The sequence below is a fragment of the Parabacteroides sp. CAG:2 genome (assembly GCF_000436315.1).
GTDB classification, from domain to species: Bacteria; Bacteroidota; Bacteroidia; order Bacteroidales; family Tannerellaceae; genus Parabacteroides; species Parabacteroides distasonis.
The window spans coordinates 25474-42775 of sequence record NZ_FR885312.1 but is presented as its reverse complement, the minus strand read 5'-3'; the positions used below and the strand labels follow the sequence as shown (position 1 = coordinate 42775).

16 protein-coding genes and 2 pseudogenes are annotated in these 17302 nt (G+C 47.3%); 2 read left to right on the top strand and 16 right to left on the bottom strand.

Annotation, left to right across the window (positions count from 1 at the left end; translation table 11 throughout):
* From QVP94_RS12660 to QVP94_RS12610, 11 genes and pseudogenes are all read right to left on the bottom strand, one after another.
* Nucleotides 1-224: pseudogene (locus QVP94_RS12660) on the bottom strand (sensor histidine kinase); the annotation flags it as partial.
* A gap of 182 nt (nt 225-406) precedes the next feature.
* Nucleotides 407-1627 carry an ABC transporter permease gene (locus QVP94_RS12655; RefSeq protein WP_009275295.1) on the bottom strand — a complete coding sequence of 407 codons (1221 nt, stop codon included), beginning with the start codon at nt 1625-1627 and terminating at the stop codon, nt 407-409.
* Between the two features lie 19 nt (nt 1628-1646).
* Entirely contained in the window at nt 1647-2387 is a 741-nt protein-coding gene (locus QVP94_RS12650; protein WP_022192759.1) for an ABC transporter ATP-binding protein, read from the bottom strand.
* A gap of 8 nt (nt 2388-2395) precedes the next feature.
* Nucleotides 2396-3622 carry an efflux RND transporter periplasmic adaptor subunit gene (locus QVP94_RS12645; RefSeq protein WP_022192758.1) on the bottom strand — a complete coding sequence of 409 codons (1227 nt, stop codon included), beginning with the start codon at nt 3620-3622 and terminating at the stop codon, nt 2396-2398.
* Nucleotides 3623-3738: 116 nt separating this feature from the next.
* Nucleotides 3739-5055, bottom strand: a complete 1317-nt coding sequence (locus QVP94_RS12640; RefSeq protein WP_005859798.1) for a TolC family protein — start codon at nt 5053-5055, stop codon at nt 3739-3741.
* A gap of 122 nt (nt 5056-5177) precedes the next feature.
* Entirely contained in the window at nt 5178-5729 is a 552-nt protein-coding gene (locus QVP94_RS12635) for a chromate transporter (protein ID WP_022192757.1), read from the bottom strand.
* 1 nt (nt 5730) lies between these two features.
* Nucleotides 5731-6258: a chromate transporter gene (locus QVP94_RS12630; RefSeq protein WP_005859800.1), complete on the bottom strand. Its 528-nt coding sequence runs from the start codon at nt 6256-6258 to the stop codon at nt 5731-5733.
* 21 nt (nt 6259-6279) lie between these two features.
* Nucleotides 6280-7869 carry a S41 family peptidase gene (locus QVP94_RS12625; protein WP_022192756.1) on the bottom strand — a complete coding sequence of 530 codons (1590 nt, stop codon included), beginning with the start codon at nt 7867-7869 and terminating at the stop codon, nt 6280-6282.
* A gap of 23 nt (nt 7870-7892) precedes the next feature.
* Nucleotides 7893-8366, bottom strand: coding sequence for a pantetheine-phosphate adenylyltransferase (gene coaD, locus QVP94_RS12620; RefSeq protein ID WP_005859804.1), 474 nt, complete (start codon nt 8364-8366; stop codon nt 7893-7895).
* Nucleotides 8353-10218 (bottom strand): DNA topoisomerase IV subunit B, encoded by a 1866-nt coding sequence (locus QVP94_RS12615; RefSeq protein ID WP_005867331.1) that lies wholly within the window; start codon nt 10216-10218, stop codon nt 8353-8355. The genes coaD and QVP94_RS12615 overlap by 14 nt, the downstream gene beginning before the upstream one ends.
* 5 nt (nt 10219-10223) lie before the next feature.
* Nucleotides 10224-11351 carry a hypothetical protein gene (locus tag QVP94_RS12610; RefSeq protein WP_005859806.1) on the bottom strand — a complete coding sequence of 376 codons (1128 nt, stop codon included), beginning with the start codon at nt 11349-11351 and terminating at the stop codon, nt 10224-10226.
* 138 nt (nt 11352-11489) lie between these two features.
* Between QVP94_RS12610 and QVP94_RS12605 the strand changes: the two genes are divergently transcribed.
* Together QVP94_RS12605 and rnr are read left to right on the top strand one after the other, a co-directional pair.
* Nucleotides 11490-12398 carry an SMP-30/gluconolactonase/LRE family protein gene (locus tag QVP94_RS12605; protein ID WP_022192755.1) on the top strand — a complete coding sequence of 303 codons (909 nt, stop codon included), beginning with the start codon at nt 11490-11492 and terminating at the stop codon, nt 12396-12398.
* A 137-nt stretch (nt 12399-12535) separates the two neighbouring features.
* Nucleotides 12536-14719, top strand: coding sequence for a ribonuclease R (gene rnr, locus QVP94_RS12600; RefSeq protein WP_022192754.1), 2184 nt, complete (start codon nt 12536-12538; stop codon nt 14717-14719).
* Between the two features lie 103 nt (nt 14720-14822).
* Here rnr and QVP94_RS12595 read toward each other — a convergent pair whose 3' ends face one another.
* From QVP94_RS12595 to porX, 5 genes and pseudogenes are all read right to left on the bottom strand, one after another.
* Complete coding sequence (locus QVP94_RS12595; RefSeq protein ID WP_005859813.1) at nt 14823-15035, bottom strand: immunity 17 family protein; 213 nt, start codon at nt 15033-15035, stop codon at nt 14823-14825.
* 4 nt (nt 15036-15039) lie between these two features.
* The gene (gene tsaE / locus QVP94_RS12590; RefSeq protein WP_022192753.1) at nt 15040-15459 is read right to left on the bottom strand and encodes a tRNA (adenosine(37)-N6)-threonylcarbamoyltransferase complex ATPase subunit type 1 TsaE; all 420 of its coding nucleotides are present in this window, start codon (nt 15457-15459) and stop codon (nt 15040-15042) included.
* A gap of 10 nt (nt 15460-15469) precedes the next feature.
* Nucleotides 15470-15772, bottom strand: coding sequence for a HepT-like ribonuclease domain-containing protein (locus QVP94_RS12585; protein WP_229055264.1), 303 nt, complete (start codon nt 15770-15772; stop codon nt 15470-15472).
* A complete protein-coding gene (locus QVP94_RS12580) occupies nt 15772-16107 on the bottom strand; it encodes a nucleotidyltransferase family protein (RefSeq protein ID WP_022192751.1) in 336 nt (111 codons plus the stop codon). Before QVP94_RS12580 ends, QVP94_RS12585 begins: the two co-directional genes overlap by 1 nt.
* Nucleotides 16108-16164: 57 nt before the next feature.
* Nucleotides 16165-17302: pseudogene (gene porX, locus QVP94_RS12575) on the bottom strand (T9SS response regulator signal transducer PorX); the annotation flags it as partial.

Sequence of the window (17302 nt, the reverse complement as noted above, 5' to 3'; positions counted from 1 at the left end):
GTCCGGCGGGTGAACAAATACCGCCTCACCAGCCACCCGTAATTCAAGTAGAAGACGAGCATGAAGGAGAGCGGCACGATGATGCTCCGCAGATACCCCTCGAACGTGACTTGCGACTCCCTCCCCGTGAAGAAGAAGGGGGAACAGAATAGGATACCCCATCCCGCAATGTGTATCAACTTTCCCAAACCTTTGATAGGGGGGGATTGTGGTGTGTCATTCATCTTATTATCCTCTTTAGTGCTACGCAAATATAGTCATTCCTACCGTTATATGAGCCATGTAGCCTTATCTAGTGAGCCTTCGCCTCATAGCTATGAGGTGTCATACATCATAGGTTTAATGCATCGTTCCTCATACGTATGATGCATACCCTTTACAGGTAAGGAGACCATGCCTCATCCGTCTACTCATAGCGTATGGCCTCTATCGGGTCGAGCTGGGCCGCCTTCTTAGCGGGATACCATCCGAAGAACACCCCGGTGACGGTACATACCACGAAAGAGAGCAGTACGCTCCATGGCTGGATATAGATCGGGAAATGCGCCACGACATTCACGATCAAGGCGGCTCCCACGCCGAAAAGCACGCCGATCAATCCCCCGGTCACGCTGATAAGGATAGACTCGATCAAGAACTGAGCCAAGATATCCATGCCTTTCGCACCGATACTCATACGGAGGCCGATCTCCCGCGTACGCTCCGTCACGCTCACGTACATGATATTCATGATACCGATACCACCAACGAGAAGAGAGATACCAGCCACCGCGGCCAGCAACGTCGTCATTATATCCGTCGTACTTGTCAACATCGTACTCAACTCCTGCATACTCCGGATCGTGAAATCATCATCATCGGTTTCCCGCAGCCTATGGTTACGCCTCAGTATCTCCGATATCTCGTCTATGGCTTGATCGGTGTACTCCTCCTTGAGCGCCGAGCAGGTTATGCCTTGCAAATGGGTAATGGCCAAGATCTTCTTTTGAATAGTTGTGTATGGAGCTAAGATCAGGTCGTCTTGGTCCATTCCCATGCTGTTATATCCTTTGCTTTTCAGTACGCCCACGACCCGGAACGGTAGCTTCTGGAAACGGATCACCCGTCCGACGGGATTCTCTCCGCCGGGGAAAAGGTTATCCACCACCGTCTTCCCGATCACGCATACCTTGGCGGCGGTCTGTACGTCTTGATCGCTGAACATATCGCCATCCTCCACCTCGTATCGGCGTATCTCCATATAATCCGGGCTGATACCGTAGACGGTGGTCGGGGCATTGTTGGCGCCATAGATGGCCTGCCCGCTACTGTTCACGGAGGGAGAGGTGGCGGAGACGTAGCGAGTCTCGTTCACGATATCCTCGTAGTCCTGTAGCTTCAGCGTCTCCATGGCAGAGGCGTCTTGGCGGACACCACCACGCATGTCGGCTCCCGGCTGGATCATGATCATGTTCGAGCCCATCTCGCTGATCTGCGCCTGTATACTCCGCTTCGAACCTTGACCGATGGCCAGCATCGTGATCACGGAAGCCACGCCGATGATGATACCCAGCATCGTGAGGAATCCCCGCAGCTTGTTGTTGGCCAAGGCCCGGAGGGCTATCTTTAGTAAATTCGTCGTATTCATTGTTACTTCTGTTTATCGCTTAATCATCATTCTTGGGCAGGCGGGCCAAAGCCTCGGCGGCGCTCAAGATATTCGTATTCACCGTATCGGCGGTTACATGACCGTCGCGCAACGTGATATTCCGGCTGCTGTATTGGGCGATCTCCGGGTTGTGGGTGACAAAAATAATCGTACGTCCCTCGGCGTGCAGACGCTGGAAGAGCACCAAGATCTCAAAAGAGGTACGGGTATCCAAGTTGCCGGTAGCCTCGTCCGCCAGGATCACCGCCGGGTCGTTCACCAAGGCACGGGCGATCGCCACACGCTGCATCTGGCCACCGGACATCTGGTTGCTTTTATGCATCAGTCGGTCTCCCAAGCCCACGGCGATCAAGGCGTTGACCGCCTTTTCCCTACGCTGAGCCGCTTTATAGGCGGGGTTGTACATGAGAGGGAGCTCTACATTCTCTACCGCCGTTGTCTTCGCCAGCAGGTTATAGCTCTGGAAGACGAAGCCGATCTTACGATTCCGGAGAGTCGCCCGTTGCCGCTTGTTCATGGTGCGCACGGATACCCCGTCTAAGTAATACTCCCCGCTCGTAGGAGTATCAAGGCAACCCAGCGTGTTCAGCAACGTACTCTTTCCGGAGCCGGAGGTTCCCATGATCGTAACGAACTCCCCCTCGCGAATCGTGAACGACACGCCTCGCAGGGCATGGACGGTCTCGTCGCCAACGTGGAAGTCTCGTTTTATATTGTCTAATCTGATAATTTCTTTCATGACGCAAACTATCTCTTATTTTTGTTGCTTCCCGGAGGGCCCGGCATGAAAGGGCTACGCTCCGCTCCTGCACCTACTTCCGGCATGTTAGCGGCGCTCGCTAAATCTACGGCTACCTCATCGCCCTCGCTCAGGCCCTCGGTTACTTCGGTCACGCTGTTGTTGCTGGTTCCGACCGTAATCTGCCTCGGGCTCAAGGTATTTCCTTGGCGGGACCAAACCAAGCGTTTTCCGGGTTGTACCTCCGCATTCGGATCTGTCACGGTCATACCCAACGATTCCATGATGGCGGGCTCGGGGATAAAACGAAGTGCCTTGTTCGGCAAGGTCAGGACATTCGCACGTTCCAACGTATAAATCGTGATATTCGCCGTCAAGCGAGGTTTCAGTTTCAAGTCCGGATTATCTGCCGTAATCACTACCTCGTAGGTAACGACCGTAGAAGAAGAAGTACTGGAAGAAGCGCTGGAGGTGCTTTCGCTATCCCCAAGGCGAATCTGGCGAACCACGCCCTCGAATTGATCGTTCGGGTAGGCATCCACCGTAAAACTAACCCGTTGGCCTTCCTCCACATTACCTATATCCGCCTCATCCACATCCGCTATTACCTGCATCTTCGTCAAGTCGGCGGCAATGGTAAACAGCGTCGGGGTCTCGAAGCCGGCGGCAACGGTCTGCCCTTCCTCAACGGCCCGGTTGATAACCACTCCGTCTATAGGGCTCGTGATCGTGGCATATTCGAGATTACGGTTTACCTTTACCATGGAGGCCTGACTCTGGTCGTAAGCGGCCCTCGCCTTCTCGTAATTATAGGTAGCCGTCTCATAATCCGTATCGCTAATCAATTGTTTCTCGTGAAGCACCTTGCTACGTGCGTAGTTCTTCTGTTGATACTCGAACTCCGTCTTGCTGCTCGCCAATTGCGCCTCGGCGGAACGAAGCTCGGCTTGGAGGTTGATCTTATCCATCTCGGCGATCAGTTGGCCGGCTTTCACCACGTCGTTATAATCAGCGTACAACTTATCGATGATACCGGAGACCTGCGTACCTACCTCAACCTCGGTAACGGGCTCTACCGTACCGGTGGCCGTAACCGTATTCGTGATCGTGCTGCGCCCTACTTTAGCGGTCTCCAGCTTGATCCCGCCTTTCGAGGATTTGCCCGTGAAAAGGAACACGCCCCCCGCTATAAGGATAACGGCAACACCGCCCATGATTAGTTTCTTCTTGTCCATATTCTGATTCGTTTTATTTCTGTTTTACGTTGTATTCTTGTTCAAAAGGCCCCCGCGACCTCCGTCGCAGGGTAACCTTGAAAAAAGAGAGTGGAGTAAATATATCCATTAGTGGGTTAATAATTCTCCGCAACCGGCTTCTTCTGATAAACATTCAGCAATTGAACGCTCATCAAGGCCATGTATTTCGCTTGTAGCTGCTCTTGCTGGGCGGTCAGATAATTGTTCTTCTCCGTCAATAGCTCAAGCGTATTTTTCATACCGAGGCTGAATTGCTCATCGATCAAGTTATAGCTTTCTTTCACGTAACTCAAGCGTTCGGTAGCCGAGGTATATTGGGTCTGCGACGAGGTAGCGTCCAGATAGATCCCCTCCACGGTTTGCAGCAATTGTTTTTGGGTATTCAGCAACTCCAACTGGCTGGTGGTAATCGCGTATTTCGCCTTGTTATAGGCCGTCTTATACTGACGGTTACTGAAGATAGGGATGCTGATCGTCAATCCGACACTCTCGTTGAAACTATTCCAGACCTGGCTACCGAAAGCGTAATCCGTTCCGGAAAGATGGCCGGTACCCAGCCCGGCGTTCATGGAGAGCGAAGGAAGGAAAGCACCTTTCGCCTTTTTCTTCTCCAGCTCGGCGATGTCCACGGCCAGCTCACTGCTCTTTATTTGCGGCATCACAGCCAGAGAGGTATTGTAAATCGTTTGCTTGCTCGGAAGCGGGGTTAAGATATCTTTCTCCGTAAGCTCCGGCATCACCAATTCGATCTCTTCGGTTATATCCAGTTCTAGTAATTGCTTCAATTGCAACTTATAATTGTCTAGATTCGTCTGGGCTACGACCAATTGATATTTATCGGTGCTTAACTGGCTTTCCAACTGAGCCAAATCCACTTTCGAGATCGAACCGGCACGTAGCAACTCCACCGCACGATCCCGTTGCGCCGTAGATACCTCGACCGTATTTTGGTTGATACGAACGGACTCCATCGCATATAGTACCTGCATATAGGTCTGTATCAAGGAGATTTGGATATCATCCTCGTTTTGCTCGATACCTAGCTCATCGACGGTATTTTGTATTTCCTGTTGCTTGATCGCCTGTACACGTTGCCCTCCATCAAAAAGCGTCCATTTAGCGTTCAGCGCATAATTACCGCTATAGCTATTATTCGTAGCGGCGTCGCTCGAAGGATAATTCACGAATCCTTGGGTAACCGAAGCCGAAAGGGAAGGGAAAAGCTGTGCTTTCGCCTGCTTCGTATCCTCTATACCGGAAAGATGCGACACCTTGCTTTTCTTTACTTGGATATTATGCTCCAAAGCGTAATCCAAGCAAGCGCGCAAAGTCCATCGGGTAGGTTGCTCTTGTGCCTTACTCCCTACACAGAGGAAGAACAGACATGCGAATAATAAAGCGTATTGTTTCATATTGCCTTCGTTTTCTATCTTTTTACGAAAGCAAAACTATATTACCTTAAAAACATGGGCAACCAGACTAGAAAAAGGGGCTGTTTTCACCGATTAAACGGGCAATTCCATCGACATCGGGATTACCAATATAAAATAATACCCGCGATACCCGCCAAGATGATCATCAAGATAGGATGTACCTTGAATTTCCATGTTAGGATGAAAGCGGCACCAAAGATCAAGAAGCTCTTGTAGTCGATGAAGTTCTCTTTATTCATTAATAGCAAGGCGGCGGCGGCGATCAAACCAACCGTAGCCGGGCGCAATCCAAGGAAAGCCGCCTCTACATATTTATTATTCCGGAACTTAGCGAAGAAATAAGAGATCAAGAGAACCAATATGAAAGAGGGCAGACATACCGCGAATGTCGTCAGGCAAGACCCTAGGATACTCATCGTCTCCGAATACCCCGCATTATGCACCGCCGTATATCCTATATAGGTGGCGCTATTGATACCGATCGGCCCGGGTGTCATTTGAGAGATAGCGACAATATCGGTAAACTCCTGCAAGGAAATCCAACCATAGCGGTCCACCACGTCGGCTTGTATCAAGGATAACATCGCATACCCGCCACCAAAGCCCAATATACCGATCTTCAGATATACATATAATAATTGCAACCAAATCATATCAGCCCTTCTTATTTAAACCATACACCAAACCTCCGGCTATAGCCGCCAAGATAATCCAAGCGGGAGACACCCCACCCATCCAGATCAGCAATGCCGCCCCGACAGGTATGATCATTTGCACGTAACTCAACTTGATAGAGCGTGCGGTTGTCAGACAAGGCACGGCGATCAAGGCGACCACCGCCGGACGCAATCCCATAAACGCCTTCTCCACCCATACATTATCCTTTACCTGCGTAAAGAATAACGCAATCAAGAGCATGATTACAAAAGAAGGGAGAATCGTACCCAAGGCACAAACAAAACCGCCCCATGTCTTCTTCAGTTTATAACCCACGAAGATCGCTATATTCACGGCGAAAATACCCGGCAACGATTGGGCCACGGAGAAAACGTCGATAAAGTCCTCTTTCGTCATCCACCCCCGGTCCACCACATCCCGCTGGATAAGCGGCAACATGGCGTAACCACCTCCGATGGTAAACATACCGATTTTCACGAATGTCAGAAAAAGCGTCCAATACATACCCTTATCAGTTTACGTTGGCTAACGTCCTAAAAGCCTATTGTAAGTTTCTTTATTATTAATAATCTGAAGCGCTTTCTGGTAACTTGGATTATCATCATTGATAATCTGGAAGTACTGCGCCATATCATAGAGATCCCGTGCGATAAGCGCCTTGATCTGAAGCATGATCAACGGCTTCGAACGATTATATTGCTCTTCCTCAAACTCAATCTTCTCATCGCCGGCCATCTTAAGAAGCTCCTCCATGATATCCTCTCCGACCACGAAACCTTGCTTATACTGCTGGAATTTCGGATATTTAGCCATCATCTGGTTCCGATTACGATCCAGATAATTCATGGACACCCGATTGACCAAACCGGAAGCTACCAGTTTCCGGTGATAATCCGTATAGCGAGCCGTATCTACCGGGATGAACACGTCCGGCATAATACCTCCACCCCCATATACGGTACGCTCGGTAACCAAGGTGTTATACTTCATTGAATCCGGGAAATGAATGCTATCGGCACTCATCAACTCCCCCCGGTTATAACGGTCGATCAGATCATGGTGGTACTCCTCGATCTTCCCGTTCTCGTAAGGCTTTTGTATACAACGTCCGGTGGGTGTATAGTAACGGGAAACCGTCAAACGAATCATGGAACCATCCGGCAGGGGAATCGGTTTCTGTACCAAACCTTTACCAAAGGTACGGCGACCTACGATCACTCCACGGTCCCAATCTTGAATAGCGCCGGAGACGATCTCGCTGGCCGAAGCCGAGGACTCGTCCACCAGCACGACCAAACGTCCCTCTTGGAATTGTCCGCGAGCGGTAGAGTTCGCCTCCTCACGAGGTTGCTTACTCCCTTTCGTATAAACGATCAACCGGTTTTTATCCAAGAACTCATCCGCCAGCTCTATGGCGATATTCAAATATCCCCCGCCATTGCCCTGCAAATCCAGAATCAAGTTCTTCATGCCCTGTTTCCGGAGCTTCTCCAACGCCTCCCTGAATTCATCGGCGGAAGAAGCGGCGAAACGGTTCAACTTAATATAACCGGTATTCTTATCCGCCATATAAGCGGCATCCAGACTATACACGGGAATCTTACCGCGAACGATCTTGAAATCCATCAATTCCGGCGACTTGCCTCGCTTTACTTTCACACGCACCTCGGTACCTTTCGGTCCGCGTAGTTTCTTCATGATATCGGTAGTCTTCATCTTCACGCCGGCGATCAAGGTATCGTCTACTTGGATAATACGGTCGCCCGCCATCAACCCCACCTTCTCAGAGGGACCTCCGGGGATTACCTGAATCACGTAAAGCGTATCCGTCAACATATTGAACTGTATGCCGATACCATCGAAATTGCCTTGTAAAGGCTCGGTCATCTCTTTCGTCTCCTCCGGATCCATATAATTGGAATGAGGGTCTAGCTTATCCAACATACCGACTATAGCGTCTTCCACCAACTTCGTCTCGCTAGTAGAGTCGACATATAGATTAGAGATGGCGAATAAAGCCAATTGGAGCTTCCGGGCATCCATATTCGCTTTTTGCGCTGTCGCTCCGGTAAACACACCTAGGACGATCAGCAGGGATAAGACGATTCTTTTCATCAGATATATTCGTTTCATAATTTTCAATACAATCTCGTCTCTTTAGGGACGAATTGGGAAATGTCTTTGCCGTAGCGTAACAACTCACGGACAATGCTTGAGCTAATATGCGTATGCTCCGGTTCCGTAAACAAGATAAAAGTCTCGATACCCGTCAACTTACGATTCACGTCCGCGATCGTCTTCTCATATTCGAAATCATTGACCGTACGGATTCCTCTTAAGATAAAGCCGGCTCCGACCTCTTTAGCGAAATCCACCGTCAATTGATTATATGACATGACTTTCACCCTTGGATTATCTTTGTATAGATTCCAGATCGCTTCCATCCGCTTCTCCAAGGAGAAATAGGTAAGCTTCTTATCGTTGATACCGATCGAGATCACGATCTCGTCCACCAGTTCCAACCCACGCCTTACCAAGGATTGATGCCCGATCGTAAAAGGATCGAAGGTACCGGGAAAAAGCGCGATACGTTTATTTTCAATTGATGACATCTTCTTCAACCACTAAGTTATCGATAATAAAGTTCTGTCGCTCCATGGTATTCTTCCCCATATAGAACTCAAGCATATCTTTCACGAGGTCCTCTTTCTTCATTGTCACCGGATCAAGGCGTATATCCTTGCCGATAAAATGCTTGAACTCATCGGGAGAGATCTCTCCCAGACCTTTGAATCGGGTGATCTCCGGATTCTTCCCGGCAGCGGCTATGGCAGCCAAGCGTTCCTCCTCCGAATAACAATACCACGTCTTCTGCCGGTTACGTACCCGGAATAACGGGGTTTGCAAGATATAAACATGATTACGCTTAATCAAATCGGGGAAGAATTGCAAGAAGAAGGTAATCAACAATAAACGGATATGCATCCCGTCCACGTCGGCATCTGTAGCGATAATCACCTTATTATACCGCAAACCTTCCAAGCCATCCTCAATATTCAAGGCCGCTTGAAGCAAGTTAAACTCCTCGTTCTCGTAAACAATTTTCTTTGTTAAGCCATAACTATTCAAGGGCTTACCCCTCAAACTAAATACAGCTTGGTAATTCGGGTTACGGCTCTTCGTGATAGAACCGCTAGCCGAGTCACCCTCCGTGATAAAGATACTGCTTTCCTCTAGCAGATCCCCTTTCGAGTCGGTCAGGTGAATCCGGCAATCCCTTAGTTTCTTATTATGTAAATTCGCTTTCTTCGCACGCTCGCGGGCCAGCTTCGTAACACCGGCGATCGCCTTGCGCTCTTTCTCGGACTCCAAGATCTTCTTCAGTAAAAGCTCCGAAGTCTCCATATTCTTATGCAAATAGTTATCCAGGTCATTCTTGATGAAATCACCGATAAACTTCGCTACCGTAGGGCCGTCCGGTCCTATATCTTTCGAGCCGAGCTTGGTCTTTGTCTGGCTCTCGAATACAGGCTCCTCCACTTTTATGCTGATAGCGGCCACGATACCCGCACGAATATCCGAATACTCGAAATTCTTATTGTAATATTCCTTGATGACACGGCCTACAGACTCCTTGAAAGCAGAAAGGTGCGTACCGCCTTGGGTGGTATGCTGGCCGTTCACGAACGAATAATATTCCTCTCCATATTGGTTGCTATGCGTGATAACCACCTCTATATCCTCCCCTTTCAGGTGGATGATCGGGTAAAGAGGCTCGGTGGTCATATTCTCGTTCAACAAATCCACCAGACCATTGCGGGAATAGAAACGCTTGCCGTTGTAAATAATGGAAAGTCCCGAGTTCAAGAAGACATAGTTCTTTAATAGCCCCTCGATAAACTCGTCCTTATAATGATAATCCTTAAAGATCTCCCGATCCGGGACAAAAAACACCTGCGTACCGTTCGCCTCCCCGGTCGGTTGGATATCCGATTCCTCCGTGACGATCGCCTTACTATATTCCACCCGCTTACACTCTCCGTCACGGTAGCTGGTTATCAAGAAATAACTACTCAAGGCATTCACCGCCTTGATACCCACACCATTCAAACCCACGGATTTCTTAAACGCCTTGCTATCGTATTTAGCGCCGGTATTCATCTTGCTAGACACATCCACGACCTTACCCAGAGGGACACCACGGCCATAATCCCGCACGGCTACCGTACCTTCCTCGATAGTCACCTCGATACTTTTGCCGTACCCCATCATGTACTCGTCGATAGAGTTATCCAGCACCTCCTTCAACAACACATAGATACCATCATCGGCATAGCTACCGTCCCCTAGTTTTCCGATATACATACCGGGACGCCGGCGGATATGCTCCATCCAGTCCAGTGTCTTGATGTCATCATCGTTATATTCCGTAGGTTGTTGTATCGTTGAATTCAGCTCATCCATATCTCTTATAACTTTTTAATATACGCTCTTCTTGATTTATGATGCTCTCGCTTGAAATAATCCCATTGCGCTTGTACGGCGCTATTCGTTTCCAGCTCCGGGTTACTCTCGGCGTAAACGGCACCGATACGCTTATAGACCGGAATCAAGTCATTAAATAATAAAGCGTTCACGCCTTTACTTTGATATTCCGGCAAGACTCCTGTCAAATACAGGTCGATTACTTTCGGTTTGCTCTTCAACGCTTTCAGCAAATGAATCCACCCGAAGGGTAACATATGCCCACGAGCCTTTTGCAAGGCTCTCGAAAGGTTGGGCAGGGAGATGCCAAAGCCAACCACCGCATTATCCTCTTCCCTTACGATCAGCGTTACCAAATCATAACGCAGCATAGGGATATACATATTGATATAATAATCGATCTGCTTCTCGGTCAATTGCGCGAAACCATACAAGGGAGCGAAAGCCGCATTCAATGTATGGAATACCGGACGGGCGTAAGGCATAATCTCCTTAGCGTTCTTGAACTTCAGCACCTTCAATCCGTATTTCTTCTTCACGATCTCGCCGATACGCAAATGCTTCTCGGGAACGCCATCCGGTATATAGATCTTAAATTCATGCCAATCTTGATCCTTTCCGTATCCGATACGCTCCACTTGCTTGGGGTAATAGGGATAATTATAAATTGTAGCCATCGTACCGATCTGATCGAAACCCTCGATCAACATACCCTCGTGATCCATATCGGTAAAGCCCATCGGACCGTGGATCTCCTCCATGCCTTGTTCGCGGGCCCATTTCTCGACAGCGCCAAAAAGGGCATCAACCACCTCGTCATCATCAATAAAATCTACGAAACCAAAGCGGGCACGTTTCTGTCCCCAAGCCTCGTTACTCGGGCGATTCACCATACCGGCGATACGGCCTACCACCTTCCCGTCCTTATAAGCAAGGAAGTAAATAGCGTCGCACACCTCGAACGCCGGATTTTTCTTCTTATCCAGCGTCATCATCTCTTCCTCTATTAAACCCGGTACGTGATAGGGATTACCCTTGTATAATTCGATATTGAACTTGACAAACTTCTTAAGCTCCTTCTTACTGGTAACTTCTCTTATCTCTACGCTCATCGGTAATTTTATTTAAGCGGCAAAGTTACATAAATAATCTTTTATCATGGCATTATAAAACAAATTTATACCTTTGTAAACTCAGATTCATAGCATACCATGAAAAAAATAGTTATTAAATTAATATTGGCATTTATCATGTTTGAAGGAACCTCTTGTATAAACGATCCTATTATAATCAGCCCCGATCTGGCGTTCCGGACGGAAGCTACTACAGGGGAGGGATCGATTTGGCATCCCGATCGCAATACACTTTTCTGGGTAGATATTGAAGGAAAGACGTTATATGAGTATATACCGGACTTGCAAAACTGCCGTTCATGGCAGTTCGACCGCATGGTCTCTACCGTCGTACCGGAAACGGACAGTACGGTAGTCGTCGCTTTACAAAACGAGATCATACGTGTAAACCTAACGGATGGGAACACGGCATCTATCGCCCCAATCCCGGACAATAACGGGAAGATTCGTTGCAACGATGGGAAATGCGACCCGTCCGGACGCTTATGGATCGGCACCATGGGATTTGGCGCGCCTAAAGGGGCTGCCAGCCTTTATTGTGTATGGGCAGACGGAACCGTCGAAACAAAGTTGACAAAAGTCACGATCTCCAATGGGATCGTATGGTCCGCCAACAAGAAATACATGTATTACAACGACACACCTACCCGTAAGATCATACGTTTCCGGTATGACGATAGCTCCGGTGACATATTGTACGATGGCGTAGCCGTAAATATACCCGAGGGCTCCGGCTCCCCGGATGGAATGACGATAGATTGCAACGACAACCTTTGGGTGGCTCAATGGGGAGGTGGCGGTGTTTATTGTTACAATCCCTATACCGGCGACCTGTTGACAAAAATTGTCGTACCGGCCCCCCACGTAGCGTCATGCGCTTTTGGAGGGGATAAGCTCGACACGCTTTATATAACGACTGCCCGTGCCGGATTGAGTGAGGAACAGCTTGAGGAATATCCACTAAGCGGTAGCGTATTCTGTTGCAAGCCCGGAGCGAAAGGGGTGCCGGCGAATTGTTTTCATTAATAATCCGTATTTTTGGTTATAAAGTAGCATAATCGTAAACCAAATATCAATTTAAATTGTTTACTTTGTAGACATAGCATGCAAAATAGAGGCATACTCCTGTCTCCACATCTAACAAATGCTAATAATTATACAGAATGGCAAAGAATAAACCTGCAAAAAAAGATAACAAAGAGAAAAAAGGCAAAAAGGACAAAGGATCTGGTAAACGTATGAAAAAAGAAGCGATGATCCAAGCTATCATTTCCGTATTCCAATCCTCTCCCAAGGAACCTTTCAACTATAAACAAATCAGCAAGATCATCGGAGTCGAGAACCAAGTGCAGAAATTGCAGGTGGTAGACATCCTGTATGACTTGTCCGCCGAGGATATCATCACCGAGATCGACCGTGGCCGTTACCGTCTCAACGGATTGGGAACCCTAGCCGTAGGAACTTTCGCACGCCGCAGCAATGGAAAGAATTCTTTCATCCCTGAAGACGGAGGTACGCCGGTATTTATCGCTGAACGTAATTCCGGGCATGCCATGGATGGAGACAAAGTGAAAGTACAGCTTTTCGCCAAACGTAAAGGTGCCGAGCCGGAAGGTGAGGTCGTGGAAATCCTTGAGAGCAAGGAGCGTACTTTCGTAGGTAAACTTCAAGTAGCTAAAGGCTTTGCCTTCTTGATTACGGAAAACAAGACGTTGGCTAACGATATTTTCATCCCTAAGGATAAACTGAAAGGGGGCAAGAACGGCGACAAAGCGATCGTACGTATCGTGGAATGGCCGGATGAAGCCAAGAATCCACTGGGTGAGGTCATCGATATATTAGGTATCGCCGGACAGAATACCGCCGAGATGCACGCGATCCTTGCCGAATTCGGATTGCCTTACAAATATCCTTCCTCGGTAGAAAAAGCGGCGGATAAGATCCCGGAAGCGATCTCTCCGGAGGAAATTGAGAACCGGGAGGATTTCCGGGGGATAACAACCTTCACGATCGACCCGAAGGACGCGAAAGACTTCGACGACGCCCTTTCCGCACGCCGTTTGGATAACGGGAACTGGGAGGTTGGCGTACATATCGCCGACGTAACACATTATGTGAAAACGGACGGTGTCATCGATAAAGAGGCGCAAAGCCGTGCGACTTCCGTTTATCTGGTAGACCGTACGATACCGATGCTTCCTGAGCGACTTTGTAACCAAATATGCTCTTTACGTCCTGACGAGGAAAAATTATGCTTCTCCGCTGTCTTCGAACTAAATAGCGATGCCGTGGTACAAAACTCCCGGATCTGCCGCACGATCATCAAGAGCGACCGCCGCTTTACCTATGAGGAGGCACAAGAGGTGATCGAAACCGGCGAGGGAGATTATAAAGAGGAGATTCTAGCCTTGAACGACCTTGCCAAGAAATTGCGGGAACGCCGTTTCAAGAGTGGCGCTATCAACTTCGACCGTTATGAGGTTAAATTCGAGATCGACGAACAAGGGAAACCAGTCCGTGTTTATTTCAAGGTCTCAAAAGACGCTAATAAGTTAATCGAGGAGTTTATGCTATTGGCAAATCGTACCGTAGCCGAGTTCGTGGGCCGTCCTCCTAAAGGAAAGACAAAGAAGACATTTGTTTATCGTATCCATGAGCTTCCAGACCCAGATAAAATGGAGAATTTCGCCTCTTTTATCCGTCGCTTCGGCTATAAGTTGAAAACAGACGGTACGAAGACGGATGTCTCCAAAGGAATTAACTCCTTATTAGACAATGTACAAGGAAAGCCGGAAGAGAACTTGATCGAGACAGTGGCGATCCGTGCCATGCAAAAGGCCCGTTACTCCACGGAGAATATCGGTCACTATGGCTTGGCTTTCGAATACTATACACATTTCACCTCTCCTATCCGCCGTTATCCGGATATGATGGTACACCGATTGCTGGAACGTTATCTAGCCGGTGGCCGTAGTGTTATACAAAAGAAGTATGAGGATTTATGCGATCATTGTTCCAGCATGGAGCAAGTCGCCGCCAACGCAGAGCGTGCATCCATCAAATATAAGCAAGTAGAATTCATGCAGGATAAGCTCGGCATGGTATTCGACGGCGTTATCTCCGGTGTCACCGAATGGGGACTTTACGTAGAACTGAACGAGAATAAATGCGAGGGGCTTGTACCAATCCGTGATCTGGATGACGATTACTATGAGTTTGATGAGAAGAATTATTGTTTATTGGGCCGTCGTAAAAAACGTCAATATCGTTTGGGAGACCCTATCACTATCAAAGTAGCGCAAGCGAATCTGGAACGTAAGCAACTTGATTTCCAATTAGCGGAATAGGGCCTTTCTCAAAGTAAGTATAACTTCATCAGACAACGAAGTTATACTTACTTAGGCATTTTGATTATACTTACTAGGACAAGTAAGTATAATTTACTTTTTATCACCAATACATAAGTCCCAGCGCCCCACAAGCGATCAGCCCGATTCCCAACAACGCATAGAAGATACGTGCGCCGCCACGACCGAACCAGTTCACGAAAGTCATCGCCCCGCTGGTTTTAAAGTACCAATCAAAATTACAGATCGCCGCTACGATTGAGAACAATCCCAAAGCGATAAACAAGGATAAGATAAAGTATTCGGAAGGATCCATAGACTTACTTAACCTCTACAGTACGTGAACCGTCCGGATTCTCCGAGATCGTTACATCTACCACATCTCCGGGCAACAACTCATCTATTTTCTCCGGCCATTCGATAAAACATAAAGCTCCGCTATAGAAATAATCCTCTGTTCCGATATCCTCCGCCTCACTCAATTTATTGATCCGGTAAAAATCAAAATGATAAATCAATTCTCCCGTCGTATCGCTACGGTACTCATTGATAATAGCGAATGTGGGACTGTTGATCACATCCTCCACACCCAATTCCTCACAGATCGCCTTGATAAAGGTAGTCTTACCGGCCCCCATCGGACCATAGAAGGCAAAGACCGTACGATCATCCATCCCGGCGATAAACTCCTTAGCCGCCTCATGGATCTTATCCAAACTTTCTATTTTTATAGTGCTCATCTTATCTAACTTAACAATTTTCCAATAATGTTTTCACTTCACTTTTTAACGCCGGTAAATGATTAACGACTATCGCCCAAACCAATGTGTCATCCAAACTATCATAAGCATGTATAATCCGATTACGGAAACCAACAATTTGCCGCGTATTATTCAGCGATATACGTTCCGGTTGTTTGTCATATTGATTTAAAGCCTCACCTATAATAGCCAATTGCCTTTCCACCGCACTCTGCGTCTTTAGATCCATTGTATATTCTGTATAAGATCTAGTATTTGCGGTAAACGACTCGATCAAGCTTATCGCCCTCATCATGTCAGACAAATACTTCTTTTATTGTCATACAATAGAATTTTTGTTTTATCGATATTCTCCAAAAGAAATGGATTTTTTAAACTTTTCCGAGTAAGCAGATCTACTTTTCTTTGAAAAAAATCTTCTAACTTATCCCATAAAGAAAGTAATTTTTCTCCTTTTTCTAAAGGATCCATATCCTCCATCTCTACCAACAAGTCAATATCACTCCTCTGTGGATTGAATTGCTCTGTCACTGAAGATCCAAACGCATACAACGATTTTATCCCATGATTCTTACATATATCAGAGAACAAGGAAAGATTCTTACGTATTTCATTATGGATAAACATACTTCTTTTTTCGCAAAATTAAACAAAACCTACCATCCACGAACAAAAAAACGATATTTATTTCGGTTCCATCGTAATAAACGGCACCAACATCTCCTCCATCGAGATTCCTCCGTGCTGGAATGTATTTTTATAATAGGATACGTAGTAGTTATAATTATTCGGATAAGCGAAGAAATTCTCTCCGTAGGCGAAAATATACTTACTGCTTAGATTCGGGGAGGGAAGCCCTACTTTTTCCGGGTCCCGGATCTCAAATACCTCTTTTGGATTGTAGTTCAAGTTCTTGCCTACCTTATAGCGTAGATTGGTATTCGTATTCTTATCACCTATCACCTTGATCGGATTCGTTACCCGAATCGTTCCATGATCGGTCGTAACGATTACTTTTCCTCCCCGCTCGGCGATTCGTTTGAACAACTCAAGCGTAGAAGAGTGCTGGAACCATGATTTAGTCAAACTGCGATAGGCCGCCTCGCTTTGCGCCAACTCGCGGATCATCTTACTCTCCGTACGAGCATGCGAAAGCATATCCACGAAGTTCAGCACAATCACATTCAGTTGATTACGAGTAAGAGAAGGGATCGTAGCCAACAATTTCTCTCCATATTGGGAATCGTGTACTTTATTATATGAGAAGGTATATTTCTTACGGAACCGATCGATCTGGGTTTGAATCAATGGAGCCTCATTCAAATTCTTACCTTCCTCGCTCTCCTCATCTACCCACAAATCCGGAAACATCTGCTCTATTTGCGAAGGCATCAAGCCCGAGAATATAGAGTTGCGGGCATATTGCGTGGCGGTTGGCAGTATGCTATAATACAAGCTCTCGTCAAACGTAAAATACTCAGTAAGCAATTCTTTTACCACCCGCCATTGATCCAGCCGGAAATTATCGATCAATATAAAGAAAACCTTCTCGTCATTATCCAACATTGGGAAGACTTTCTTCTTAAACAGGTCGGGGCTCATCAACGGGCGATCGACCGGATTCTGTATCCAGTCCACATAATTCTTCTTCACGAATTTGGCAAAAGCGTTATTGGCCTCTTCCTTCTGCATACGGAGCATATCGGTCATTGCCACTTGGCTGCTTTCCAGTTCCAGTTCCCAGTACACCAGTTTCTTATAGACCTCCATCCAGTCGTCCGTGGTCAAGGAATCATTGATTTGCATACCGATACGACCGACT